Source organism: Syntrophomonas erecta subsp. sporosyntropha, from assembly GCF_055395365.1.
On the sequence record NZ_AP042459.1, the window covers coordinates 1,545,819 to 1,569,689 of the forward strand.

Consider the following 23,871-nt stretch of genomic DNA (forward strand, 5'->3'; position numbering starts at 1 on the left):
TCCACTGGCGGTACAATTATCAATGGGGAAACCTCAGCCAGCTTTGACATTCCTACTGATTTGGTAGCCGGTACCTACTATTACTATTGTGTTTTAAGCCTAAGCGGCGCTGATAGCGTGTCCACCACTGTAGCTACAGTAGTGGTTTCAGAATAAAGATGGGAGGATGACTTATGGCTAATGAAATAAAACCAGTGGAAGTAGATGAAGCTTCTGCAGAAAGAAGTACAGTGATAACCATTGGTGATAGGGAGTACCGGCTGATTCTCACCACGAAAGCGACCAAAGCCATCGCCAAGCGCTATGGAGGCTTGGAAAACCTGGGTGAAAAGCTCATGAAAACAGAGAACTTTGAAATGGCTTTAGACGAGGTAATTTACCTGATTACTTTGCTGGCCAATCAGTCCATCTTGATCCACAATCTCAGGAACAAAGAGGATAAGCAGGAACTCTTAACCGAAGAAGAGATGGAGCTTTTGACCTCGCCATTGGATCTGGCCCAGTACAAAAACGCTATTATGGCCAGTATGCTAAAGGGCACCAAAAGAAATGTGGAGAGTGAAGAATCAAAAAACGAGGTGGCCGGGTAAGTGAGGAGGCACTCTTTACCCGGATCATTTACTATGGGACGGTGCAATTGAATCGCCGGGAAGAAGAAGTCTGGCTAATGCCTATTGGCTATTTGATGGATTTGTGGGAATGTCATAAGCAGTTTATTGGTATCTCAAAAATGAGAAAGCAATATTTCATTGATGATGTGATTCCTACTGGAATATAAATGGCATATTTATTGGCTAACAATGTTATAATCAAATATACCTTATTACTAGATAAATGCGAACAAAGATTATTTATATATTTTTTGGCAATGGCAGAGGATAATTTATGATAAAAAAATCTCTTAAAAGTGCAATTGGTGTGAGCATCGGTGTAACAATTGGAGGATGCGTTCTTCCAAGAATGTTTTTCAGTAATTTACACAACGACACATGGCCACCTGTTTGGCAACATGCCATTCTTTATTTCGTTATCGGGTATATTGCATCGTTCCTTGTATATCTGGTAATTAATTGGATAAAGTCTAAGAAATGATTTTCAAAAGTCAGATTGAGATTATGGGCATTATCTTAGTAGAACAATATGCTACATAATCTATATTCCGCGGTTTAACAATATTATCTTTTACCAAGACACTCTAAAACCAGGGTGTCTTTTTTCATGTCTGCATGGGAGGAGGTGAAACACTGTGGCTGATAATTCTTTTGGCCTTAAAATTGGCATCGAGGGCGAGAAAAACTTCAAAAACGCCTTAAAAGAAATTAACCAGAGTTTTAAGGTGCTAGGCTCGGAAATGAATCTGGTTACATCCCAGTTTGATAAACAGGATAAATCCATTCAGGCGATAACAGCCAGAAACAATGTACTAAATAAAGAGATTGAAGCACAGAAGGAAAAAATTAGCACCTTGGAAGCTGCCCTAAAAAATGCCTCTGATTCATTTGGTGAAACAGATCGCAGAACCCAGAATTGGGCTACCCAGCTTAATAACGCCAAAGCAGAACTTAATAATATGGAACGAGAGTTGGAGGAGTCCGCCGCCGATGCGGATAAACTTGGCGATGAACTGGAGGAAACGGGTAAATCTGCAGATGGAGCTGGGAGTAGGTTTGAGAAACTAGGCGGTATCTTAAAAGGTGTAGGAGCGGCAATGGGTACAGTGGCCGTCGCAGCCGGTGCCGCTGCGATAAAACTAGGCAAAGAGGTGGTGCAACAGTTCGGTGAGCTGGAGCAGAATCTTGGTGGCTCGGAAGCCGTGTTTGGCAAATATGCTGCGTCAATTCAAAAGGCGGGCGAGGAAGCATATAAAAACCTCGGCGTGTCGCAAAGTGAGTATCTGGCTACCGCCAACAAGATGGGTGCCTTGTTCCAAGGCTCCGGCATTGAACAGCAAAAAAGCCTTGAATTGACGGAAAAGGCAATGCAAAGGGCGGCAGATATGGCCTCCGTGATGGGCATCGATATGCAGATGGCTCTGGAATCTGTGGCGGGAGCAGCCAAGGGAAACTTCACAATGATGGATAATTTGGGTGTCGCCATGAATGCCACCAACATTGAAGCCTACGCCCTCGCCAAGGGCTTAAATTTCACCTGGGCGTCTGCTTCAAATGCCGAAAAAGCTGAAGTTGCGATGCAGATGTTCTTTGAAAATACAGAGCAGTATGCCGGAAACTTTGCCAGGGAGTCCACCCAGACCATAACCGGTTCGATTGGGTTGATGCAAGCGGCTCTTGGCTCTTTCACAGCTGGATTAGGCAATGCTAATGCTGACATGACAAATTTGACACAGAATCTTGTGGAGGCCTTTCAGGCGGTAGTTAAAAACATTGTGCCTGTCTTAGAGAATATCGTAACAGCTCTCCCAATAGCAATGGACGCGATTTTATCGGCGATTGGTGACCTGCTTCCTACACTTCTTAATACTGTCACGAATGTGTTCAGCCAGGTGTTGGAAACGATTTTAAGTTTATTGCCAGAACTTATTCCGGCTACAGTGGATGCGGTTATGACGATTGTCGGTGCACTCATTGATAATCTCCCGTTGCTAATTGATGCCGCAGTGCAACTTATTACCGCGCTTGTGGAAGGCTTAGGCCTTGCTTTGCCGGAACTCGTTCCTGCGGCGATGAGTGCGGTGATAACAATCGTACAAGGGCTGCTTGAGAACATGGATAAAGTCATCGAGGCGGCCTTTGCCATAATAACTGGATTGGCGGAAGGGCTTTTAAATGCTCTGCCCCAGCTTATTGAGGCGTTGCCTCATATCATTACTAGCATCATTAATTTTATTACAGAAAATCTGCCCACAATTATTGGATTGGGTGTTGAACTTACCATTAAGCTTGCAGCCGGATTGATTCAGGCCTTGCCTCAATTAGTCGCAAGCCTGCCGCAAATCGTCGCCGCTATTATAACTGGTATAGGAAAAGCTGCCGTCTCCATAGTGGAGATTGGCAAAAATATTATACAGGGTCTTTGGAATGGAATATCCTCTATGCTGGGTTGGATCCAAAGTAAAGTAAACAGCATGGTAAGCGGTATAGTAAGTAGCATGAAAAGTGTACTAGGGATCCGCTCACCTTCTAAAGTTTTTGCTGGTATTGGTGAAAACATGGGTCAAGGCATCGGAGAAGGCTTTACGAGTGCCATGAAAGATGTAGAAAAAGAAATGGCTGGGGCTATTCCTACCGACTTTGATTTAGATATGAATAGTGTAGTCAGCGGCGTAGATACCGGAAATAGCGGTGCAATCTTTGATGTTACTATTCCATTAACCATTGACGGGAACATCTTAACCCGAGTCATAGCCCAGCTGCAGTGGAACCAAAATACCGTCACCGTCAGAAACCTGGGAGTGGCCGGAGCTTAAATAAAATAAAGGAGGGCAGTCTGGCCATGATTGATATATATGCAGGAAGCACTTTGATTCGGTCCATAAAAAAAGTTATGAGTGCCAATTTAAGGGAAACCCTGGACGGGGAATATACCCTGTCTTTTACCGTACTGGCCAAGTCTGCCCTGGCTTTAAAAACCCGGCAGGTAGCAAAACTTGATGGCCAGTATTTTGAGATTGTGCAGATTAGTAAATCCATTCAAGGGGATCTACCTATCTGCTCAGTCTTGTGTGAACATGTATCCTATCTGCTTAATCATGAAATGTATAATATCACTGAATTCAATTTCACTGGAGATCCTACGGAAGGATTAACCCAAGTTTTAGCGGGTACTCCTTTTACTGCCGGTATCGTTGATTTCACCGATAGTGTTACCATGAAAATCAACCAAAAGGTCTCTAGAAGAGCAGCCCTGATGCAGTACATTGCCATTTTAGGCGGGGAGATTGAATACGACGGTTACCAGATCAACATTAGAAGCCACAGAGGCGTTACCGAATACCAGCTGGTGATGGATACCAAAAACGTAACCAATGTGGCTGTATCCTATGATTCTCGGGAAAATAGCTCTTCCTATGATATTGCCTTTTTTAAACTGCTGGATTTATCTGTTGGAGACAATGTCCAGATAGTCTTTAATCCTCTGGGCATCAATGTTAAAACCAGGATTATCTCCTTAGAGTATAATCCCTTCTATAGATATAACATCCGGGTGGAAGTAGGCTCCTACCGGCCCAGTATCTCCGATACCTTCTACCGGATAGAAAGCTCTATTACCGGGGTGAGCCATTCGGTTGATAATGTGCAAAACCAGGTCTGGGACCTGCAGGTGTCTTACACCATAGTTAAAGAGCTATCCATAGTTGATAACACCATCAATGTCACCTACGAAGTAGAAAAAGGTGAGAGCCATCAATATCATGCTCAATATAGTTTTACTACCGATGGCAGTGGCAGGATTACCAGTATTACCCTAGAAGATATATTCTCAGAGCTTTTATTAAAAGAAGTAGCTTCGTTATTAGTGGATGCAGCAGCTTTCGAAGTTACCTATGCTGATGGCAGTACAGCAAATTATACCTATACTACTGACAGTAGCGGCAGAATCACTGCCATTGAAAAAGTCTAAAGGGGGGGAAAGTATGACATATCATCGCAATTTTAATAATACCTTAGCTATCTGGACTGCTTTTGGAGGCCGGGGAAGTATCGTTCTCCCTATTCCAACACTCAACTGGAGCAAGAAATATTATAACGACTTCGGCTATACCCAGTATAGCAGCGAAAAACAGATTGATGTATATGATAACGGAGTTGCCCAAATTGCAGTCTATTATGCCAAAACCCCCTATATGTCCTACTACAACCAAACTACTAAAAAGTGGACAGTAGTTAGTGTACCCTGGTGGAGCTACGGACAACCTTATATCCTCTGGGCTGGTGATGGTGTGTTTTTGGCCTGCATTGTGGGGATGGCGAACATCATCGCTTCCTTTGACGGGATAACCTGGTACAATGCTGGTTATTGTGAGGGAGCCAAAAACGATATGATCTGCGGGGCTTATGACCCTTCAACCGAATGCGGCGTAGTATCCTGGTGGTACTATAAATCTCCCCTTTATTATAGCTACGATTCTTTGGAGGAGCGGACTGCCTGGATCCTGGTCGGGGCTGATGGGGTATCGGTACCGGCTTTTAGATATTTAACTGCCCATAAAGGATATTTTGTGGGGATTGTAAGTAACAGTAAGGAAATAGCTAGAGCCAGTTCCAGCAGTCCTGGCAGCTGGTCCACTACTATTCAAGAGGACTTAAATGAAACAACTTATATGAACATCCGCTCCATTAATGGAAAGCTCTTTGTTATGAAATACAATTATATATCCGATAAATACCATGTAAAGCTTTGTATGTTAAATGACAGTGCTACTGAAGTGATAGAAACAAATCTATATAATGTGGGAGGCTTAGCTGATAACAACATCCATAACCCCAACAACATCATCTGGATGGCAGATTGGGGTAAATATGCCCTCTTTGCGGAAGAGATGCTCTATGTTTCAGCTGATGGCCTGTACTGGGAAGGAGTAGAACAACCGGGGCTTAGTGTTATCGGTTCGGATAACTTAGATGGTGCTATTTATGTGCCGGGAGATGGCTTTTATATAAAGGCCACGGGTTATGTATTCTATGCTCCTTATTAAAGCGAATTAAAAAATTCCAGGGAATAATTACGCCTTAAAAGCTTAGGGCGTATTTTTTATGTAGAAAGCGAGGTAATGAAAATGAAAGAAATATGGACCTACATACAAATAGCCATTACCGCCATCGGTGGTTGGCTGGGCTGGTTTTTAGGCGGCCTTGATGGATTCTTATATGCCCTGGTAGCCTTTGTGGTCCTGGACTATATTACCGGGGTGATGTTGGCATTACTGGAAAAAAGGCTGTCCAGTGATATAGGGGCTCGGGGAATCTTTAAAAAAGTGATGATCTTTTGCCTGGTGGGCGTGGCCCATATTATTGACAGCAATATTATCGGGGATGGTAGTGTAATTCGCACAGCGGTTATCTTCTTTTATTTATCCAATGAAGGAATCAGTATTGTCGAAAATGCATCGAAGATTGGTCTTCCCATACCGGAAAAATTGAAGAACGTCTTGGCTCAGCTTCGTGAAGGTGGTGAGAGTAAATGAATCTAAGAAAACTCATTCTGACTGAAAATGCCTGCTACAAGGCAGGTAAAACCATTGTGCCAAAAGGCATCATGGTCCATAGCACAGGTGCCAACAACCCTTATCTTAAACGATATATTGGGCCGGATGATGAACTCTTAGGTAAAAACCCGTATAGCAATCACTGGAATCAGGAAAGACCCGATGGCAGGCAAGTTTGCCCCCATGCTTTTATTGGGAAACTGGCTGATGGCTCTATTGCTACTTACCAAACCCTTCCTTGGAATCATCGGGGCTGGCATGCAGGCGGCAGTGCTAATGATACACATATTGGACTTGAAATTTGCGAGGATAATTTGACTGATGCTTCCTATTTTAATGCGGTCTACAAGGAAGCTATAGAGCTTTGTGTTTATCTTTGCAGGCTTTATAACCTGACGGAAAAGAACATCATCGGCCACTATGAAGGATACCAGAGAGGAATTGCCAGTAATCATGGTGATCCGAAGCACTGGTTTTCTTTGCATGGTAAGAGTATGGATGCCTGTAGGGCGGATGTGAAGAAGCTGCTGATTGAAGGCGATAAATCTGCCACCGAGGAGAAAAAGAAATACTATCGTGTTCAAATCGGTGCCTATACCATCAAGGCTAATGCTGAGGCACAGCTTGCCAGAGCAAAGAAGGCAGGCTTTACCGATGCTTTTATTAAAACTGAATAAAAGGTGTTTTTCGGTTGCCAAATCGCCCTCACTGTCCTGTGGATGGTGAGGGTGTTTTTATCCTCAGAAGGAGGAACACCGATGAACAATTTACAAAAAGAGCAAATTGTTATACTTCGTGCAAACGGTGAAAGTTACTCTAAAATTGCAGATGTTCTTGGGATTTCAGTAAACACAATTAAATCATTTTGCCGCAGAAACAATTTAGGCGGAGTTGCTTCTGCAGGAACTAAACAAGAAGGAGATGCGCTTTGTAACCAGTGTGGGGCACCGCTAAAGCAGATCGCAGGCAAGAAGCAAAAACGGTTCTGCTCAAATAAGTGCCGTATGGCGTGGTGGAATAGTCATCCGGAAAAAATAAACCGTATAGCCGTCCGTGCATTTACTTGTCAGACTTGTGGTCAAGATTTTGAAAGCTATGGCAAACGAGAGCGCAAATACTGCTCCCGGGCCTGTTATGGCAAGTCAAAGGCGGTGCGGTTTTGATGATAGAACAGTCAATTATACATTATCGTGTTGCCATATCTATCTTTCTTGAATGGTTTGATCGGGGCATCATTTCGGAAGAAGATTTGTTAAAAGCTGAGGAAACTATTGCAGAGAAATATGGCCTCCCTTTAGGCAGCATATATCGCTATAAGACTTGATATTAGTGGGTTTTTAAGTGATATATGTAACTGGAAAGGAGGTGCTAAAATTGAAGAGAACTGTAACGAAAATGGAAAAGACAACTACGAAGATGCCCTCTCTGACGAAGGTAGCGGCATATGCAAGAGTATCATCCGGTAAGGAGGAAATGCTTCATTCCCTTGCTGCACAGGTTAGTCATTACAGCTATTATATTCAAAAGCACCCGGGCTGGATCTATGCCGGTGTTTATGCAGATGAAGCACTAACCGGAACTAAAGACAACCGCCCGGAGTTTAGGCGACTCATTAAAGATTGTCGTGGTGGAAAAATTGACCTCGTGCTAACCAAGTCCATCTCCCGTTTTGCCAGGAACACCGTTGACCTTTTGGAAACGGTGCGGGAGTTGAAAGGATTTGGTGTGGATGTATACTTTGAAGAACAGAATATCCACTCAATAAGCGGCGAGGGGGAACTTATGCTGACCATTCTTGCCAGCTACGCCCAGGAAGAAAGCAGGTCTGTAAGTGAAAATTGCAAATGGCGTATCCGTAAGCAGTTTGAAAATGGCAAACTGGCCAATTTACGGTTCATGTTTGGTTATAAAATTGAAAAGGGAAAGGTTGAAATTGACCCTGAAGAATCGGCTATCGTTCGCATGATATTTGAAGATTATATAAATGGCATGGGCGGCAGCAAGATTGCGGTGAAGTTAAAAGAAATGAACATACCTACCATACGGGACGGGGATTGGAACAGCGAAAGAGTAATTGCAATTATTAAGAATGAAAAATATACAGGAAACGCCTTGCTTCAAAAAAAGTATGTAGCAGACCATTTAACAAAAAGGCTGGTCTGGAATAAAGGCAAATTACCCATGTATTTTGCTGAAGGCACACACCCCGCCATTATCGATACGAAAACTTTTGAAAGAGCACAGAAGGTCTTAAAAGAGCGGCGCAAGCTTTGCGGTGCAAAGGGTGATACTCATAACCGTTACCCCTTTAGCAGAATTATTCGATGCGAAAACTGTGGTAAGAAATATAAGCGAAAAGCCGGGAATAGAAAGCCAGCCTGGCAGTGCTCAACATACTTGGAACAGGGTAAAGCCGCCTGTCATGCAAAGCAAATACCCGAAAACATACTTTATGAGGCAGCTACAGATGTTCTCGGGCTTAGTGAATTTGATGAAAGTATCTTCAAGAAAAAGATAACAGAAATCTTGGTGCCTGAGTTCAATAAGCTGGTCTTTGTGTTTTGTGATGGACATTTAGTTGAAAAGGTCTGGCAGGACAGGTCACGAAGAGAAAGCTGGACTGATGAAATGCGGCAGGCTGCTCGTGAAAAAGCGAAAGGGGTAAAGGAACAATGGCGGTAAATGTAAGAATAATACCGGCAACCCCTAAGCGACACTCAGCCCAAAATAATAATCTGACTGCTAAACGAAGGGTTGCGGCTTATGCCAGGGTCTCCACCGATAGCGAGGAGCAATTGACCAGTTATGAGGCACAGGTGGACTACTATACCAAATTTATTAAGGATCGTGCAGACTGGGAGTTTGTTAAGGTCTATACAGATGAAGGTATCAGTGCTACCAATACCAAGAAACGTGATGGATTTAACCAGATGATAGCAGATGCTTTGGCCGGGCAGATAGATTTAATTATAACAAAATCAGTAAGCCGTTTTGCCAGAAACACGGTGGATAGCCTTGTAACGGTACGCCAGCTTAAGGAGAAAGGTGTGGAGGTCTATTTCGAGAAGGAAAATATTTATACGCTGGACAGTAAGGGTGAGCTTCTCATCACGATAATGTCCAGCCTTGCACAGGAGGAAAGCCGCTCCATATCCGAAAACGTCACATGGGGGCAGCGCAAGCGTATGGCAGATGGAAAGGTCAGCCTGCCATATGGCCAATTTCTCGGCTATAGAAAAGGTGAGGATGGCTTACCGGAAATTGTGGAATCTGAAGCGGAAACAGTCCGTATGATATTCCGGCTTTTCATGGAAGGTAAAACACCGTCAGCAATTGCAAAACTGTTAAAGGCAAAAGGAATTCTATCCCCGGGCGGCAAAAAGAAATGGCAAGTTGCAACGGTAAAAAGTATCCTATCCAACGAAAAATACAAGGGTGACGCTCTGCTGCAAAAACGCTTCACGGTGGATTTTCTCACCAAAACCACCAAAGTCAACGAGGGTGAAGTTCCTCAATACTATGTGCAGAATAGCCATCCCGCCATTATTGAGCCGGACGAATTTGATGCGGTGCAGCTTGAAATGGAACGGCGTAAAAAACTTGGTAGGCCAGTCAGTTGCCACAGCCCATTTTCGGCTAAAATCGTTTGCGGTGAGTGCGGCGGTTTTTACGGTTCCAAGGTCTGGGGTTCAAATACAAAATACCGGCGCACGGTATGGCGGTGCAATGATAAGTACAAAAACGATAAACCTTGTTCCACGCCTCATCTTACAGAAGATGAGATTAAGCAGCGCTTTCTGAAGGCATTTAACATATTGATGGGTGATCGGGATGAGGTTCTTAGCAACAGCCGCCTTGCCCAAGAAGTCTTATGTGATTGCTCGGCAATTGAAACGGAACTTGCGGAACTGCACCGCGAAATTGAGGTTGTTTCCGAACTCACGCGGAAATCCATTTATGAAAACGCCCGCTTTGCCATTAATCAGGATGAATTTAACGAACGGCACCAGGGATACATGGAGCGGCACCGGATTGCAACAGAGCGGATTGCTGAATTAGAGGATCAGCGGCGAAACCGCCAAAATAAATCATTGGTACTGGACGGGTTTATACAGGAAATCGAGACCCGCCCGCTTGTGATCGATGAGTTTGACGAGAAGCTGTGGTTGGCAGTCATTGATAAAGTCATAATCCATGATGCTAATGACATCCATTTTACTTTCAGAGACGGTACTGTAATTATAGTTTAATAATATAACCAATTATCCGCAGGGCTGGTACAATTCTAGCCCTGCGATTTTGTTATGAACTAATTATAATCACATTGACAAATGTCGATATACTTTAGTATTATAAGCATATCGACATTTGTCAATGTCATCGAAATATATAAATGTGCTTGGGGGGAATTTGATGAACTCTTATGCCGATTATGTTCCCGTATTTAAGGCGTTATCAGATGAGACGCGTTTAAAGATAATTGATATGTTGTCATGTGGCGAGATGTGCGCATGTGACATATTGGAAAAGTTCAGTATTTCTCAGTCAACACTCAGCTACCATATGAAAATACTAACTGAAAGCGGTCTGGTTAACGGTGTTCGTGATGGAGCCTGGATGAGATATACCCTTAGAAGTGAAAGAACAGAGGAAGCTATTGATTTTATCAACTATATAACTCATGACAAGGACGATTGCATCTGTAAGCGAGGCAGCTGCAAAGAATGCACTGCAGATAAATAAGGAGGAATTTTTAGCATGAAGAAAATTGAAATTTTTGATCCAGCCATGTGCTGTGCCACCGGGGTATGTGGACCATCAATTGATCCGGAACTGATGAGGATGGCTACAGTAATTAACTCTTTAAAAGATAAAGGCATAATCATTAAGAGACATGGCTTATCCAATGAACCTCAGGATTTTATTGCGAATAAAGTAATCAGCGACCTTCTGCAAAAAGAGGGGGCAGAAATACTGCCCGTAACGCTGGTGGATGGAGTGGTGGCCAAAACCAAAGCATACCCAACTAATGAAGAAATTGAAAAATGGCTGGAAACGGAAATAGATTCAAAACCATCAATCATCACAAGCAGTTGCTGCTGTGGTCCCAAGGGGTGCTGTTAATCATGAATACCAAATTCCAATCCTTTGATTTAAATAAAATAGATCTCACCCAATATTTGTTTTTTACCGGCAAAGGCGGGGTGGGAAAGACATCTGCAGCATGTGCTGTAGGTGTGAATTTGGCTGATAGCGGTAAAAATGTACTGCTGATAAGTACAGACCCGGCTTCAAATTTGCAGGATGTTTTTGATACTGAATTAAATGGCAAGGGTGTGCAGATTGAGGGCGTTCCTGGGCTGGTAGTTGCCAATCTTGACCCTGAAGAAGCTGCCAGAGAATATAGGGAATCAGTTATAGCTCCATATAGGGGGAAGTTGCCCGACAGCGTAATCAATAATATGGAGGAACAGCTTTCTGGCTCCTGTACGGTTGAAATAGCGGCTTTTGACCAGTTTTCACACTTTATTACTGACCAGACAACCGAAAAAGAATTTGATTATATCATCTTTGATACTGCACCGACCGGACATACCCTGCGCATGTTGCAGCTACCTTCGGCTTGGAGTAATTTTATCGCAGAGAGTACCCATGGAGCCTCATGCTTAGGCCAGCTCGCCGGATTGCAGGATAAAAAAGATATGTATAAAAATGCGGTTATAAACCTCGCTGATAAAAATAAGACCACATTTATTCTAGTTTCAAGACCTGAAACAACACCTCTGCTTGAAGCTGAGCGTTCCAGCCGAGAATTGAGAGATTTAGGGATAAACAATCAGCTTCTTGTAATCAACGGGATACTTGGTGAGGCATCTGATGATCTTTCGCAAAAAATATTATCTAAGCAGCAGCATGCTATGGCCAATATGCCACAAGGACTAAAAGATTTTAAGACTTACACTATCCCCTTGCGCTCCTATAACGTATTAGGCTTGGATAAAATAAGGGCGTTCCTGAATAGTGATAATTATATAAATGGAGAAGCGGAAAGCAAATTGATGGATTTAAAAACCATAAATGAAATGGTTGATGATATATACGCAGCCGGTAAAAAGGTCATTTTCACCATGGGCAAGGGCGGCGTAGGCAAGACATCGGTAGCTGCCACTATTGCCGTGGCACTTGCCAGGAAGGGTGTTAAGGTGCATTTAACTTCAACCGATCCAGCCGACCATCTAAGCTATGTTTTTACCGGAGCAGAGAATATAACCGTTAGCCATATTGATGAAAAGCAGGAATTGAGAGACTACCAAAATGAAGTTCTGGCTAAGGCACGCGAAACCATGAGCGAGGACGATGTAGCCTATATTGAGGAAGATTTGAGATCGCCTTGTACCCAGGAGATTGCCGTATTCAGAGCATTTGCAGAAATAGTAGATAAATCGGAAAATGAGGTTGTTATTATAGATACGGCTCCAACCGGCCATACCTTATTGCTTCTTGACTCAACCCTCAGCTACCACCGGGAGGTGCAAAGGACCAAAGGCGAAACCCCTATATCGGTGCAGAGATTATTACCAAGACTGCGGGATGAAAAACATACTGAGGTTGTCATCGTTACCTTACCGGAAGCTACCCCTGTGTTCGAAGCGATGCGACTGCGCGAGGATTTAAGTCGAGCCGGTATTAATAATAAATGGTGGGTAGTCAATCAGTCTCTTTCTGCGGCTGATGTAAGTAACCCCATGCTTTCCGCTCGAGCTGCGGCTGAAACTGCTTGGATAGATAAAGTGCAGCAAATTAGTGATGGTAACTTCGTGGTTATTCCCTGGCTACAAGATCCCTCCATCAAGAACATTGGCAACTTTAAAGATAAGGAGTAAGGCATTATGAATGATAAAGAAGAAATCAGAGAATTTATCAGAAAGAATTATTCTGAAGTAGCATTGCAAGGTTCTGCAGGAGGATGTTGCGGTAGCGGCTGCAGCTGCGGCGGCCAGCAAATAAACATCAAAGATGCCTCTATTAATATAGGTTATTCGGAAACCGACTTTGATGATATTCCGATTGAATCAAATATGGGTTTAGGGTGCGGAAATCCAATCGCTATAGCGGCGCTAAAAGAGGGTGAAATTGTACTTGACCTGGGAAGCGGCGGCGGCTTTGATTGTTTTCTGGCCCGAAAACAGGTAGGGGAAAGTGGCTATGTTATCGGTATAGATATGACCCCGGAAATGGTCAAATTGGCCAGGCAAAATGCTGAACAAAGCGGTTATAAGAATATTGAATTCAGGCTTGGAGAGATTGAACACTTGCCGGTCGCAGATGGATCAGTTGATGTCATAATATCAAATTGTGTTATTAATCTGGCCCTGGAAAAACAGCAGGTATTTAATGAAGCTTATAGAGTGCTTAAAGCCGGAGGGAGGCTATCCATATCCGATATAGTAGCTACGGCACCAATACCTGAAGATATGAAAAATGATCTGGCTAGTTTGGCTGGCTGTATTGCCGGTGCTGAGTACATTGGCAATATCGAAAATATGCTCAAAAACGCTGGCTTTGAAAACATTCGCATGATTCCCAAAGATAACAGTAAAGAGATAATCAAAAGCTGGGTCCCCGATAAGAACGCTGAAGAATTTGTAGCATCCTATATAATCGAAGCTGATAAGCCACGAAAATAATATGGTTTGTTGCAATTGACTTGACTTACTAAAATAATCTAATATAGGGGGTAATGCAATGGAAAAAGAAGCACGATTATCATCCCTTGATAAGTATTTAACACTGTGGATCTTCATAGCCATGGGGATTGGTGTCTTAGGCGGATATCTGTTTCCCAATTTAGCCCAATCACTGAGTCAATTCAGCACCGGCACCATATCCTGGCCGATTGCCATTGGTTTGATAATTATGATGTATCCACCCTTAGCCAAGGTAAAGTACGAGGAAATAGGGAAAGTAACCCAAAACAAAAAGGTGTTTACATTTTCTTTAGTGCAAAACTGGATTGTAGGACCTATTTTAATGTTCGTTCTGGCAGTATTATTTTTAGGTGATAAGCCAGGCTTTGCCATGGGGCTTATAATAATTGGACTGGCTCGTTGTATAGCCATGGTCATTGTTTGGAACAGCCTAGCCAAAGGAGACAATGAATACTGTGCCGCCTTAGTAGCACTTAATTCAATCTTCCAGATTCTTTTGTATACTGTGTATATTTATATATTTGTTACACTCGTTCCGAAATGGCTAGGACTTTCATGGGGAGGGCATGTAGTTGAGGTATCCATGCTAGACGTAGCCAAGAGTGTGCTTATTTATTTAGGTATTCCCTTTGCTGCCGGATTCCTCACTAGATTTAGCTTGATTAGAGTAAAAACCAGAGAGTGGTACGAGAAAATATTTATCCCCAAGATTTCACCTTTAGCACTCATTGCATTACTATATACGATCGTGATCATGTTTATAAGCAAAGGTGAGCAGATTATTCAAAACCCGGTAGATGTAATACGTATTGCCATTCCGCTTCTAATATATTTTGCAGTTATGTTCTTTGCCAGCTTTTTTATATCCTATCGGTGGGGCTTTAAATATGATCAGACTGTTACATTGGCATTTACCGCTGCAAGTAACAATTTTGAGTTAGCTATTGCCATTGCTGTAGCGGTCTTCGGAATTGCCTCCGATGTAGCATTTACCGCTGTTATAGGTCCATTGGTTGAAGTGCCGGTTATGATAAGCTTAGTTAACTCAGCTTTGTTTTTTAAGAGAAAATACTTTGACGAGAAAGGTCTACCAAAACTTTACGAGGGAGCTTAAGTGCGCCGGACAGATATGAAGTAGCCTTCATTTGTGTTCTCGAGACTTATTAAATGGCTGATCGTAAAAACTGCTATAATGCCTTGCATAGCATTTTGCACACCCCCTGACGAAGAATGCACACCCCCACCTTGAAATCGTTAAAAGATTGACCAGGGGTGTGCATTTGTATCATTTTATAGCAGGGTAGCCAGATTATCTACCATCTATTGATAAAAGGAATTTTATCGGTGGGTGGTTTTATTTTTTTTTGCCCTGAAAGCCCACACAGGGAGACGGTTCGGCACACAGAGGGACACAGAGGGACGGTTCTATTGTGCCAAGATGCAGACATGGTAGAATCTGAGAAAGGGGAGAAGGGTGTGAAGGAATGTCCAGGAAGCCAAGAAAGAAGAGTGAAACAGGAATCTACCCTGTTATAGTACGGGGAATCGGCCAGCAGGACATTTTTCATGAAAAAGATGATTTTCATAGATAACTGGAAACCGTAAAAAAGGTATCCCTAGAAAGCGGAGTAAGCATACTCGGGTACTGTTTAATGACCAATCACGTTCATTTATTGTTAAGAGAAGACGATAGCGATATATCAGTGTTTATGAAACGTTTAGGTGTAAGTTACGCCTATTGGTACAACTGTAGATACGAAAGAACTGGACACGTGTTTCAAGATCGCTTTAAAAGTGAATGCTTTGAGGACGACGCGTACCTACTGGCAGTCATTGGCTACATCCACCAAAATTCCATTAAAACATCTATTACTAGCATACTAGCAAACCAGAAGAGTATGAATGGAGCAGTTGTGCTGATTATTGTAAAGCGGATCGAAACACTACCACATTTCCTGATACCAGTTTAATCTTAGGTATTTTACATAAGGAAAAGATAAAAGCGATTGACAACTTAAAAAGTTTACGGAAGAGGAACAAAGACCGTTGCCTGGATTGCGATGAACCAAGCGAATCAGCGAAAGCGAAGCATATGAAATCACCAAGAAAATAATGAAAGGCAAAACGGTAACGGCGTTACAATGACACGGGAGAACCGTCCCCCTGTGCGTCCCCCTGTGTGCATATTGTTCGAAGAACCGTCCCCTTGTGTGCCGAACGTGCGAACGTGAAAAAGCATCGGATCATTTCCCGATGCTTTTTCAGAGTATTTTGCAGTGCCGCAACAACATGGAGCTTGCTTTTAATGTGTTGATATCTGCCTGATAGAATTTAGTTTGCCTCTCCCATGCTTTTTGCGCCTAGAATTTCGCTCATCCACAGTGTCAGATGAGTTCTTACGTAACATGCTCACTCCAGCCTGAGGTGTTGACGCGCACCTCTTCTTATAAAGCTAGAATTTCTATCGCGTTCTCTCCTAATATCTTTTGGACCGTCTCACGGGAAACAGGCAGTTTATTTAATTTTTCGATGTTTTTCTTTACATCTACATTCGGCCAATCGGTACCAAAAACAAACTTATGCGCAAACCGTTCTAGATCCGGAAAATATTCTAATAGCTTTTGCGGGGGCAGTCCAGCTACATCAATGTAAATATTCTTATGTAACCGTATCATCGTCAATGCCTCGTCATACCAGGGTCCTCGCCCGCCATGGGCCATGATGATTTTTAAGTTTGGAAAGTCGACAGCCAGATCATCAAAAAAGATCGGGTTGCCATATTTTATACGGGAATTCTCGAAAATTGAAGAGCCTGTATGAAATAAGATCGGTATTGACAGCTTTTCTGCTTCCGAGTAAAGCGGGTACAAAACCGGATCATTAGGGTAAAAGTGGTTATAAGTAGGATATAGCTTAACTCCTTTAAACCCATGTTGTGTACATAAAATTCTTAAAGAGTCGCCCATCTCGGGATGAATGTGGTGATTAAACGTACAAAAAGGAATCAATCTCGAATTTCCCCGACAAAAAGATTCGACCATTTCGTTTGTGGCAATCCCCGTGGTCAAAGGCGCGATTTCAGCTAGTATCACCGAGTAGTCCACGCCATTTTCGTCCATCAAACGAATAAACTCATCCGGATTTTTATAGGTATCGCAAAAGGCATCATAAGCATCAAGAGAAGGAAAGGCTTGAGCGAACCACTTATGAGCACGGTCACAAAAAACCTCATACTTAGCCAGGTGAACATGAAAATCAATTACCTTATTCCCGTTAAACATCTTATGACATCCCCTTTTCTTTTAAAATTTCAAGAAATTCGTTGCTACCTATCCCTAATTCGCTTCTTTGTATCCTTTTGTGCTAAAAAGGATGTGATAGGAAAATGGGAAAAGAAAAATATATCAGGCATCCGGTTTTAATATCTTTGCAGTTTATTTACATAGCGGTAGAAGAATGGATCTGGCCTATACTGCAACGCCTGTATCTGGCTTTAAGATATATGTTTTGTGGTTCATAAGTATTATACATTACATAAGAAAGATGTGACAAGGGGACAGCAAACCTGTCCCCTTGTCCCCCTTGTCCCCTGGGCATAAACCGGAGAAGGTACTGTAATTTCAGCTTAATATTTCCAAACAGTTAACCTGCAGGGTTGGATAAAACTTCGGCTCTGTATTTTTTTATAAATTGATTAACATCACATTGACAGATGTCGATATGCTTGATACCATATAACATATCGACACGTTTGAATGTAATCGAAATATATAAATATAACGGGAGTGAGGTTTGATGAACTCTTATGCCGATTATGTCCCGGTATTTAAGGCGTTATCAGATGAGACGCGTTTAAAGATAATTGATATGCTGTCATGTGGTGAGATGTGCGCATGCGACATATTGGAAAAGTTCAGTATTTCCCAGTCAACACTCAGCTACCATATGAAAATACTAACTGAAAGCGGCCTGGTAAATGGCGTTCGTGATGGAGCCTGGATGAGATATACACTTAGAAGTGAAGGATTTGGGGAAACGATTAGTTTTATTAGCTATATAACCGGCGACAAGGACGATTGTATCTGTAAGCAATCTAGCTGCAAAGTATGCTTTGCGGATAAATAGGGAGGAATTTTAGCATGAAGAAAGTGGAGATTTTTGACCCAGCCATGTGTTGCCCCACCGGGGTATGCGGACCGTCAATTGATCCGGAACTGATGAGGATTGCTACAGTCATTAATTCCTTAAAGGATAAAGGAATAATCATTAAAAGACATGGATTGTCCAATGAACCGCAGGACTTTATTGCCAATAAAGTAATCGGCGACCTTCTGCAGAAAGAGGGGGCAGAAATATTACCCGTAACGCTGGTTGATGGTGCGGTGGCAAAAACCAAAGAATACCCCACTAATGATGAAATTGAAAAATGGCTGGAAACGGAAATAGGCTCAAAAGCATCAATCATCACAAGCAGTTGCTGCTGTGGTCCTAAGGGGTGCTGTTAACAATGAATACCAGATTCGAATCCTTTGATTTAAATAAAATAAACCTTACCCAATACTTGTTTTTTACCGGCAAAGGCGGGGTGGGAAAGACATCTGCAGCTTGCGCTGTAGCAGTAAATATGGCAGACAGAGGGAAAAAAGTATTGTTGATAAGCACCGACCCAGCTTCAAATTTGCAGGATGTTTTTGATACTGAATTAAATGGCAAGGGTGTGCAGATTGAGGGTGTTCCTGGACTGGAAGTTGCCAATCTTGACCCTGAAGATGCAGCCAGAGAATATAGGGAATCAGTTATAGCTCCATATAGAGGGAAATTGCCCGACAGCGTAATTAATAATATGGAGGAACAGCTTTCTGGCTCTTGTACGATTGAAATAGCGGCCTTTGACCAGTTTTCACACTTTATCACTGACAATACAACTGAAAAAGAATTTGATTATATTATCTTTGATACTGCCCCGACCGGGCATACCCTGCGCATGTTGCAACTTCCTTCAGCCTGGAGTAATTTCATTGCGGAAAGTACCCATGGAGCCTCATGTTTAGGCCAACTGGCCGGGCTGCAGGATAAAAAAGATATGTATAAAAATGCAGTTATAAACCTCTCTGATAAAGCTAAAACCACACTTATCCTGGTTTCCAGGCCGGAAGAAACACCTCTGCTGGAAGCTGAACGTTCCAGCCGGGAATTGAGCGATTTAGGGATTAACAATCAGCTTCTTATTATCAACGGAGTAATGGGTGAAGCATCAGATGATCTGTCGCAAAAAATATTATCTAAGCAGCAGCAGACCCTGGACAACATGCCGCCTGGATTAAGAGGGATTAAGACCTATACTATCCCCCTGCGCTCCTATAATGTATTAGGCCTGGATAAAATAAGGGCGTTCCTGAATAGTGATGATTGTATAAGTGCAGATGCGGAAAGCAAATTAACGAACTTGCATCCAATAAATGATCTGGTTGATGATATATACGCAGCAGCTAAAAAGGTCATTTTCACGATGGGCAAGGGTGGCGTAGGCAAGACCTCGGTAGCAGCCACGGTTGCTCTAGCTCTTGCGAAGAAGGGTGTTAGGCTGCATTTAACTTCAACTGATCCAGCCGACCATCTAAGCTATGTTTTTGCCGGGGCAGAAAATATAACCGTCAGTCATATTGATGAAAAGCAGGAACTGAGAGACTACCAAAATGAAGTGCTGGCTAAGGCCAGGGAAACCATGAGCGAGGACGATGTTGCATATATTGAGGAAGACTTGAGATCGCCCTGCACCCAGGAGATTGCCGTATTCAGAGCATTTGCAGAAATTGTGGATAAAGCGGAAAATGAGGTTGTTATTATAGATACGGCTCCAACCGGTCATACCCTATTACTTCTCGACTCAACCCTCAGTTACCACCGGGAGGTGCAAAGGACCAAAGGAGAAACCCCTATATCGGTGCAGAGATTATTACCAAGACTTCGGGACGAAAAACAGACTGAGGTGGTCATCGTTACATTGCCGGAAGCTACCCCTGTGTTTGAAGCGATGCGATTACGCGAGGATTTAAGCAGAGCCGGTATTAATAACAAATGGTGGGTGGTAAATCAGTCTCTTTCCGTGGCAGATACAAGTAATCCCATGCTTGCTGCGCGAGCTAGGGCTGAAAGAGTCTGGATTAAGAAAGTGCAGCAAATTAGTGGCGATAACTTCGTGGTTATTCCCTGGTTACAGGATCCCTCCATTAGGAGTATTGGCAACTTTAAAGATTAGGTGGTAATGATTATGAATGATAAAGAAGAGATCAGGGAATTTATCAGAAAAAATTATTCTGAGGTAGCATTGCAAGGTTCAGCGGGGGGATGTTGCAGTAGCGGCTGTAGCTGCAGTGGCCCACAAACAAACATTAGAGATGTAGCTATTAATATAGGTTATTCGGAAAGGGACTTGGAGGATATCCCAATTGAATCAAATATGGGTTTAGGGTGCGGAAATCCAATTGCCATAGCGGCACTAAAAGAGGGTGAAATTGTACTTGATCTGGGAAGCGGCGGTGGCTTTGATTGCTTCCTGGCCCGAAAACAAGTAGGGGAAAGTGGTTATGTTATCGGTATAGATATGACCCCGGAAATGGTCAAACTCGCCAGGCAAAATGCAGAGCAAGGCGGCTATAAAAATATCGAGTTCAGGCTGGGAGAGATTGAACACTTGCCAGCAGCAGATGGATCAGTTGATGTCATAATTTCAAATTGTGTCATTAATTTGGCCTTGGAAAAGCAGCAGGTTTTTAACGAAGCTTATAGGGTGCTTAAAGCAGGAGGGCGGCTATCCATATCTGATATAGTAGCTACGGCACAAATACCTGATTATTTGAAAAATGACCTGGCCAATTTGGCTGGCTGTATTGCCGGAGCTGAGTATGTGGGCAATATCGAAAACATGCTCAAAAATGCTGGTTTTGAAAACATCCGCATGACTCCTAAAGATAACAGTAAAGAGATAATCAAAAGCTGGGTCCCTGGTAAGAACGCTGAAGAATTTGTAGCATCCTATATAATCGAAGCTGATAAATCACGAAAATAATTAGATACAGAAGGTGATACATTGGGAAAAGAAGCACGATTATCATTCCTTGATAAGTATTTAACATTATGGATCTTCATAGCCATGGGAATTGGTGTCTTAGGCGGATATCTGTTTCCAAATTTAGCCCAATCACTGAGTCAATTTAGTACCGGCACCATATCCTGGCCGATTGCCATCGGCTTGATAATTATGATGTACCCTCCTTTAGCCAAGGTAAAGTACGAGGAGATCGGGAAAGTATTTCAAAATAAAAAGGTATTTACCTTCTCTTTGTTACAGAACTGGGTTGTAGGACCTATTTTCATGTTTATTTTGGCAATATTGTTTTTTGCTGATAAACCTGGTTTTGCCATAGGTCTTATCATAATTGGTTCGGCCCGTTGCATCGCCATGGTCATTATTTGGAATACTCTCGCCAAAGGAGACAACGAATATTGTGCCGCCTTAGTGGCGCTTAACTCAATCTTTCAGATACTGTTGTATACGGTGTATATCTATATCTTCGTTACGCTTATTCCTGAATGGCTGGGACTTTCTTGGGGAGGGCAGGTTGTCGAAATATCCATGATAGACGTGGCCAAGAGTGTGCTTATTTATTTAGGTATTCCCTTCGCCGCCGGATTCCTAACTAGATTTAGCTTAATCAGGATAAAAACCAAAGAATGGTATGAGAAAGTATTCATTCCCAAGATTTCACCTTTGGCACTCATTGCTTTGCTGTATACGATCGTGATTATGTTTATAACAAAGGGTGAGCAGATTATTCAGAATCCGTTTGATGTCATACTTATTGCTATTCCGCTCCTTATTTATTTTGCAGTCATGTTCTTTGCCAGCTTTTTTGCAGCCTATCGGTGGGGCTTTAGATATGATCAGACGGTTACACTGGCATTTACCGCTGCCAGTAACAATTTTGAGTTAGCTATTGCGGTTTCCGTAGCCGTCTTTGGAATAGCTTCTGATGTTGCTTTTGCTGCTGTTATAGGTCCATTGGTTGAAGTGCCGGTGATGATAAGTTTGGTAAACGCAGCTTTATTCTTTAAGAGAAAATACTTTGATGAAAAAGAATTACCAAAAGCTCTAGGAGAGGTGTAAATTATGTCGAATGGGGAAAAGGGGGACAAGGGGACAGCAAACCTGTCCCCTTGTCCCCCTTTTCCCCTATAGAACTATTTAATAAATGCTGCCGTTTAGTTTAGAATAATTTTTATTTGTAACAATGAGGAAAATTATCTCGAATATTCCAACGGTATTAACGACTAGTAGTGCTATAAACCACCAAGCATATTTAAGCCTAGCTGCTCTCCAAAGAGCCCAGCCCTTCCACGCGAAAGACCAGGCAAGAAGTGTAGTTAACATCCAGGGGTTCACATTATGCAGCAGATTATTCAAGTAAATAGCCAATTTGTCAGATCCCTTTTGAGTTTTTTTATATTCTAACCAAGAAGCATTTTGATAATTCAGGTTAACTCGGGTTCATTATCTATCACTTACGCATTTAGTGTCACAGTTCAAGGAATAAGCGACGAAATGCAAGGGAGGGGCATATCAGTACGGACTAAAGCGCCCGTGGAGCAAATCGACCTGCTTTGCGGACGTTTTTTTATCTGGGGTTCGACTCCCGCTGATTTTTCGCATATCATTGGGAGGTAATTACGGTAACGCATTTTTTAATACCGTCCGATTCTTTCTTCTCCTGTGGCTTATACCGAAGGCTTTTTGGGATTTCTTTCGGAGGAGGTATCTTTATGACAAAACGGCAAAAAGAGAAAATCATTAAAATGTGCCGGGACGGCTTTGGCTATTCGAGAATATCGACAACTCTCGGTATTTCAGAAAATACGGTGAAGTCATTCTGCCGCAGGAACCTTAGTAGTATTAATGCAGGACCCCACGTTCAAAAGGACGGCATTCTTTGCCGACAGTGCGGATTGCTGCCCGGTTACGGGAAATAGAGATATATTACAATTGATACCGGCTGCATTCTTCTAACGATTACATTCCGCCGCTGAAGCCTACCAGTGCTGCGTGAGTGGGATTCTACGTACGGGCCGGATTGAGGGATTCTAAGTGTCTACAGAGCCTGGTTAAGGTCAGCCGACCCCTATGTTTCTGGTAAGGATTATTTATTGGCAATAGCGAGGTATGTTATAGAATTACTGGGATATGATTTAAATAAAATCAAAAAATCTTTGCTTTCTGTTGCTGGGTCAGTTGCCGTATCAATTATCGGAAGGTGTTTTATGAGCTTATTCACTATCAAAAGGAAATATCTTTTATTAATCGCGGGTATAGTATGGTCTTTGGCAGGAATCATGGTAATGAGGACAGGATTCCCAATGATCCCGCAATTGGAAAATGTTCCATTGATCCTGTTTGGCGGCCTGATCGTTCTCCTGGTTTTCTATCTCCTAATCTTTTCAAAGCTGGTTTACAAACATGAGTATAGAATCCGCATGTATGACAGGGAGCGTTTGCCATTTTGGTTGTTTTTTGATATCAAGTCTTATCTTTTTGTTGTCGTAATGATGGGCGGTGGAACATTACTCAGGAAATCAGAACTTATTCCGCATTGGTTCATCGCATTCTTTTATTCAGGACTGGGAATCGCGCTATTTGCCTGCGGTGTACGATTCATCATTCGCTTCTTCAGATATGGGGATGGCTTCAAGATAATTTATCGGTTAGATAAGTGGCTTGAACATGAAGATCACGAAGATATTGACACTATAGAGCCAAAATACAATGAAAGAGAGAAAAAGAAATGAAAAAAGTAACGTAAGATGGCCGGCGGTGTTCATGGGAAGATATGGACTACTGTTGGTGATTAACTAAGATAATGCCATAAATCCCGAGGGTGTGCATTTGAGAGACAGGGGACAGGTTCCTCGTCCCCTCTATTAAAAATACCGTGGTCTTACTAA

27 protein-coding genes are annotated in these 23,871 nt (G+C 42.6%); 25 read left to right on the forward strand and 2 right to left on the reverse strand.

The genetic code is table 11. The annotated features are described in order from the left end of the window. Positions 1-173: 173 nt before the first annotated feature. From ACZ5Q0_RS07565 to ACZ5Q0_RS07645, 17 genes are all read left to right on the forward strand, one after another. Entirely contained in the window at positions 174-590 is a 417-nt protein-coding gene (locus ACZ5Q0_RS07565; protein WP_446818677.1) for a hypothetical protein, read from the forward strand. Positions 591-631: 41 nt separating this feature from the next. Further along, entirely contained in the window at positions 632-778 is a 147-nt protein-coding gene (locus ACZ5Q0_RS07570) for a hypothetical protein (protein WP_446818676.1), read from the forward strand. 468 nt (positions 779-1,246) lie between these two features. Then, positions 1,247-3,427: a phage tail protein gene (locus ACZ5Q0_RS07575; protein WP_446818675.1), complete on the forward strand. Its 2,181-nt coding sequence runs from the start codon at positions 1,247-1,249 to the stop codon at positions 3,425-3,427. Between the two features lie 26 nt (positions 3,428-3,453). Continuing rightward, positions 3,454-4,581 carry a hypothetical protein gene (locus ACZ5Q0_RS07580; RefSeq protein ID WP_447182365.1) on the forward strand — a complete coding sequence of 376 codons (1,128 nt, stop codon included), beginning with the start codon at positions 3,454-3,456 and terminating at the stop codon, positions 4,579-4,581. Positions 4,582-4,594: 13 nt separating this feature from the next. Continuing rightward, positions 4,595-5,656 carry a hypothetical protein gene (locus ACZ5Q0_RS07585; protein ID WP_447182366.1) on the forward strand — a complete coding sequence of 354 codons (1,062 nt, stop codon included), beginning with the start codon at positions 4,595-4,597 and terminating at the stop codon, positions 5,654-5,656. A gap of 81 nt (positions 5,657-5,737) precedes the next feature. Then, entirely contained in the window at positions 5,738-6,145 is a 408-nt protein-coding gene (locus ACZ5Q0_RS07590) for a phage holin family protein (protein WP_214083133.1), read from the forward strand. Then, a complete protein-coding gene (locus ACZ5Q0_RS07595; protein WP_447182367.1) occupies positions 6,142-6,843 on the forward strand; it encodes an N-acetylmuramoyl-L-alanine amidase in 702 nt (233 codons plus the stop codon). Before ACZ5Q0_RS07590 ends, ACZ5Q0_RS07595 begins: the two co-directional genes overlap by 4 nt. A gap of 81 nt (positions 6,844-6,924) precedes the next feature. Then, positions 6,925-7,329: a helix-turn-helix domain-containing protein gene (locus tag ACZ5Q0_RS07600; RefSeq protein ID WP_446818669.1), complete on the forward strand. Its 405-nt coding sequence runs from the start codon at positions 6,925-6,927 to the stop codon at positions 7,327-7,329. Then, positions 7,329-7,490, forward strand: a complete 162-nt coding sequence (locus ACZ5Q0_RS07605; protein ID WP_446820794.1) for an SHOCT domain-containing protein — start codon at positions 7,329-7,331, stop codon at positions 7,488-7,490. The genes ACZ5Q0_RS07600 and ACZ5Q0_RS07605 overlap by 1 nt, the downstream gene beginning before the upstream one ends. Positions 7,491-7,540: 50 nt before the next feature. Then, the gene (locus tag ACZ5Q0_RS07610) at positions 7,541-8,848 is read left to right on the forward strand and encodes a recombinase family protein (protein WP_447182368.1); all 1,308 of its coding nucleotides are present in this window, start codon (positions 7,541-7,543) and stop codon (positions 8,846-8,848) included. Continuing rightward, a complete protein-coding gene (locus ACZ5Q0_RS07615) occupies positions 8,839-10,416 on the forward strand; it encodes a recombinase family protein (protein WP_446818665.1) in 1,578 nt (525 codons plus the stop codon). The genes ACZ5Q0_RS07610 and ACZ5Q0_RS07615 overlap by 10 nt, the downstream gene beginning before the upstream one ends. Positions 10,417-10,579: 163 nt before the next feature. Continuing rightward, complete coding sequence (locus ACZ5Q0_RS07620; RefSeq protein ID WP_446818658.1) at positions 10,580-10,909, forward strand: ArsR/SmtB family transcription factor; 330 nt, start codon at positions 10,580-10,582, stop codon at positions 10,907-10,909. A gap of 15 nt (positions 10,910-10,924) precedes the next feature. Next, positions 10,925-11,290, forward strand: coding sequence for an arsenite efflux transporter metallochaperone ArsD (gene arsD / locus ACZ5Q0_RS07625; protein WP_446818656.1), 366 nt, complete (start codon positions 10,925-10,927; stop codon positions 11,288-11,290). A 2-nt stretch (positions 11,291-11,292) separates the two neighbouring features. Further along, positions 11,293-13,050 carry an arsenical pump-driving ATPase gene (gene arsA / locus ACZ5Q0_RS07630; protein ID WP_446818654.1) on the forward strand — a complete coding sequence of 586 codons (1,758 nt, stop codon included), beginning with the start codon at positions 11,293-11,295 and terminating at the stop codon, positions 13,048-13,050. A gap of 6 nt (positions 13,051-13,056) precedes the next feature. Beyond that, positions 13,057-13,854, forward strand: a complete 798-nt coding sequence (locus ACZ5Q0_RS07635; protein ID WP_447182369.1) for an arsenite methyltransferase — start codon at positions 13,057-13,059, stop codon at positions 13,852-13,854. 58 nt (positions 13,855-13,912) lie between these two features. Further along, entirely contained in the window at positions 13,913-14,989 is a 1,077-nt protein-coding gene (arsB, locus tag ACZ5Q0_RS07640; RefSeq protein ID WP_447182370.1) for an ACR3 family arsenite efflux transporter, read from the forward strand. Between the two features lie 538 nt (positions 14,990-15,527). After that, positions 15,528-15,845 carry a transposase gene (locus ACZ5Q0_RS07645; protein WP_464827091.1) on the forward strand — a complete coding sequence of 106 codons (318 nt, stop codon included), beginning with the start codon at positions 15,528-15,530 and terminating at the stop codon, positions 15,843-15,845. A 474-nt stretch (positions 15,846-16,319) separates the two neighbouring features. Here the strand turns inward: ACZ5Q0_RS07645 and ACZ5Q0_RS07650 are convergent, their stop codons facing one another. After that, positions 16,320-17,156: an amidohydrolase family protein gene (locus ACZ5Q0_RS07650; protein ID WP_446818662.1), complete on the reverse strand. Its 837-nt coding sequence runs from the start codon at positions 17,154-17,156 to the stop codon at positions 16,320-16,322. A gap of 104 nt (positions 17,157-17,260) precedes the next feature. Between ACZ5Q0_RS07650 and ACZ5Q0_RS07655 the strand changes: the two genes are divergently transcribed. The 6 genes from ACZ5Q0_RS07655 (at position 17,261) to arsB (ACZ5Q0_RS07680) (ending at position 22,042) form a co-directional block, all read left to right on the forward strand. Next, positions 17,261-17,395 (forward strand): hypothetical protein, encoded by a 135-nt coding sequence (locus ACZ5Q0_RS07655; protein ID WP_446818660.1) that lies wholly within the window; start codon positions 17,261-17,263, stop codon positions 17,393-17,395. A gap of 275 nt (positions 17,396-17,670) precedes the next feature. After that, on the forward strand, positions 17,671-18,000 hold the full coding sequence (locus tag ACZ5Q0_RS07660; RefSeq protein ID WP_447182371.1) for an ArsR/SmtB family transcription factor: 330 nt from the start codon (positions 17,671-17,673) through the stop codon (positions 17,998-18,000). A gap of 14 nt (positions 18,001-18,014) precedes the next feature. Further along, positions 18,015-18,380: an arsenite efflux transporter metallochaperone ArsD gene (arsD, locus tag ACZ5Q0_RS07665; protein WP_447182372.1), complete on the forward strand. Its 366-nt coding sequence runs from the start codon at positions 18,015-18,017 to the stop codon at positions 18,378-18,380. A 2-nt stretch (positions 18,381-18,382) separates the two neighbouring features. Continuing rightward, the gene (gene arsA / locus ACZ5Q0_RS07670; protein WP_447182373.1) at positions 18,383-20,134 is read left to right on the forward strand and encodes an arsenical pump-driving ATPase; all 1,752 of its coding nucleotides are present in this window, start codon (positions 18,383-18,385) and stop codon (positions 20,132-20,134) included. 12 nt (positions 20,135-20,146) lie between these two features. After that, a complete protein-coding gene (arsM, locus tag ACZ5Q0_RS07675) occupies positions 20,147-20,944 on the forward strand; it encodes an arsenite methyltransferase (RefSeq protein ID WP_447182374.1) in 798 nt (265 codons plus the stop codon). A gap of 84 nt (positions 20,945-21,028) precedes the next feature. Next, positions 21,029-22,042, forward strand: coding sequence for an ACR3 family arsenite efflux transporter (gene arsB, locus ACZ5Q0_RS07680; protein ID WP_464827297.1), 1,014 nt, complete (start codon positions 21,029-21,031; stop codon positions 22,040-22,042). Positions 22,043-22,120: 78 nt separating this feature from the next. Here the strand turns inward: arsB (ACZ5Q0_RS07680) and ACZ5Q0_RS07685 are convergent, their stop codons facing one another. Continuing rightward, positions 22,121-22,318 (reverse strand): DUF5652 family protein, encoded by a 198-nt coding sequence (locus ACZ5Q0_RS07685; protein ID WP_447182876.1) that lies wholly within the window; start codon positions 22,316-22,318, stop codon positions 22,121-22,123. A 377-nt stretch (positions 22,319-22,695) separates the two neighbouring features. On the opposite strand from ACZ5Q0_RS07685, the gene ACZ5Q0_RS07690 reads away from it, so the two are divergent. Further along, positions 22,696-22,902: a LuxR C-terminal-related transcriptional regulator gene (locus ACZ5Q0_RS07690; protein WP_447182376.1), complete on the forward strand. Its 207-nt coding sequence runs from the start codon at positions 22,696-22,698 to the stop codon at positions 22,900-22,902. A 174-nt stretch (positions 22,903-23,076) separates the two neighbouring features. Further along, positions 23,077-23,715, forward strand: coding sequence for a hypothetical protein (locus ACZ5Q0_RS07695; RefSeq protein ID WP_447182377.1), 639 nt, complete (start codon positions 23,077-23,079; stop codon positions 23,713-23,715). Positions 23,716-23,871: the final 156 nt, after the last annotated feature.

Bases quoted from the DNA above. Each gene is read 5' to 3' on its own strand.
- ACZ5Q0_RS07565 (WP_446818677.1), top strand. From the start codon at position 174: ATGGCTAATGAAATAAAACCAGTGGAAGTAGATGAAGCTTCTGCAGAA.
- ACZ5Q0_RS07580 (WP_447182365.1), top strand. From the start codon at position 3,454: ATGATTGATATATATGCAGGAAGCACTTTGATTCGGTCCATAAAAAAA.
- ACZ5Q0_RS07585 (WP_447182366.1), top strand. From the start codon at position 4,595: ATGACATATCATCGCAATTTTAATAATACCTTAGCTATCTGGACTGCT.
- ACZ5Q0_RS07590 (WP_214083133.1), top strand. From the start codon at position 5,738: ATGAAAGAAATATGGACCTACATACAAATAGCCATTACCGCCATCGGT.
- ACZ5Q0_RS07595 (WP_447182367.1), top strand. From the start codon at position 6,142: ATGAATCTAAGAAAACTCATTCTGACTGAAAATGCCTGCTACAAGGCA.
- ACZ5Q0_RS07600 (WP_446818669.1), top strand. From the start codon at position 6,925: ATGAACAATTTACAAAAAGAGCAAATTGTTATACTTCGTGCAAACGGT.
- ACZ5Q0_RS07605 (WP_446820794.1), top strand. From the start codon at position 7,329: ATGATAGAACAGTCAATTATACATTATCGTGTTGCCATATCTATCTTT.
- ACZ5Q0_RS07615 (WP_446818665.1), top strand. From the start codon at position 8,839: ATGGCGGTAAATGTAAGAATAATACCGGCAACCCCTAAGCGACACTCA.
- ACZ5Q0_RS07620 (WP_446818658.1), top strand. From the start codon at position 10,580: ATGAACTCTTATGCCGATTATGTTCCCGTATTTAAGGCGTTATCAGAT.
- arsD (WP_446818656.1), top strand. From the start codon at position 10,925: ATGAAGAAAATTGAAATTTTTGATCCAGCCATGTGCTGTGCCACCGGG.
- arsA (WP_446818654.1), top strand. From the start codon at position 11,293: ATGAATACCAAATTCCAATCCTTTGATTTAAATAAAATAGATCTCACC.
- ACZ5Q0_RS07635 (WP_447182369.1), top strand. From the start codon at position 13,057: ATGAATGATAAAGAAGAAATCAGAGAATTTATCAGAAAGAATTATTCT.
- arsB (WP_447182370.1), top strand. From the start codon at position 13,913: ATGGAAAAAGAAGCACGATTATCATCCCTTGATAAGTATTTAACACTG.
- ACZ5Q0_RS07645 (WP_464827091.1), top strand. From the start codon at position 15,528: ATGACCAATCACGTTCATTTATTGTTAAGAGAAGACGATAGCGATATA.
- ACZ5Q0_RS07650 (WP_446818662.1), bottom strand. From the start codon at position 17,156: ATGTTTAACGGGAATAAGGTAATTGATTTTCATGTTCACCTGGCTAAG.
- ACZ5Q0_RS07655 (WP_446818660.1), top strand. From the start codon at position 17,261: ATGGGAAAAGAAAAATATATCAGGCATCCGGTTTTAATATCTTTGCAG.
- ACZ5Q0_RS07660 (WP_447182371.1), top strand. From the start codon at position 17,671: ATGAACTCTTATGCCGATTATGTCCCGGTATTTAAGGCGTTATCAGAT.
- arsD (WP_447182372.1), top strand. From the start codon at position 18,015: ATGAAGAAAGTGGAGATTTTTGACCCAGCCATGTGTTGCCCCACCGGG.
- arsA (WP_447182373.1), top strand. From the start codon at position 18,383: ATGAATACCAGATTCGAATCCTTTGATTTAAATAAAATAAACCTTACC.
- arsM (WP_447182374.1), top strand. From the start codon at position 20,147: ATGAATGATAAAGAAGAGATCAGGGAATTTATCAGAAAAAATTATTCT.
- arsB (WP_464827297.1), top strand. From the start codon at position 21,029: ATGGGAATTGGTGTCTTAGGCGGATATCTGTTTCCAAATTTAGCCCAA.
- ACZ5Q0_RS07690 (WP_447182376.1), top strand. From the start codon at position 22,696: ATGACAAAACGGCAAAAAGAGAAAATCATTAAAATGTGCCGGGACGGC.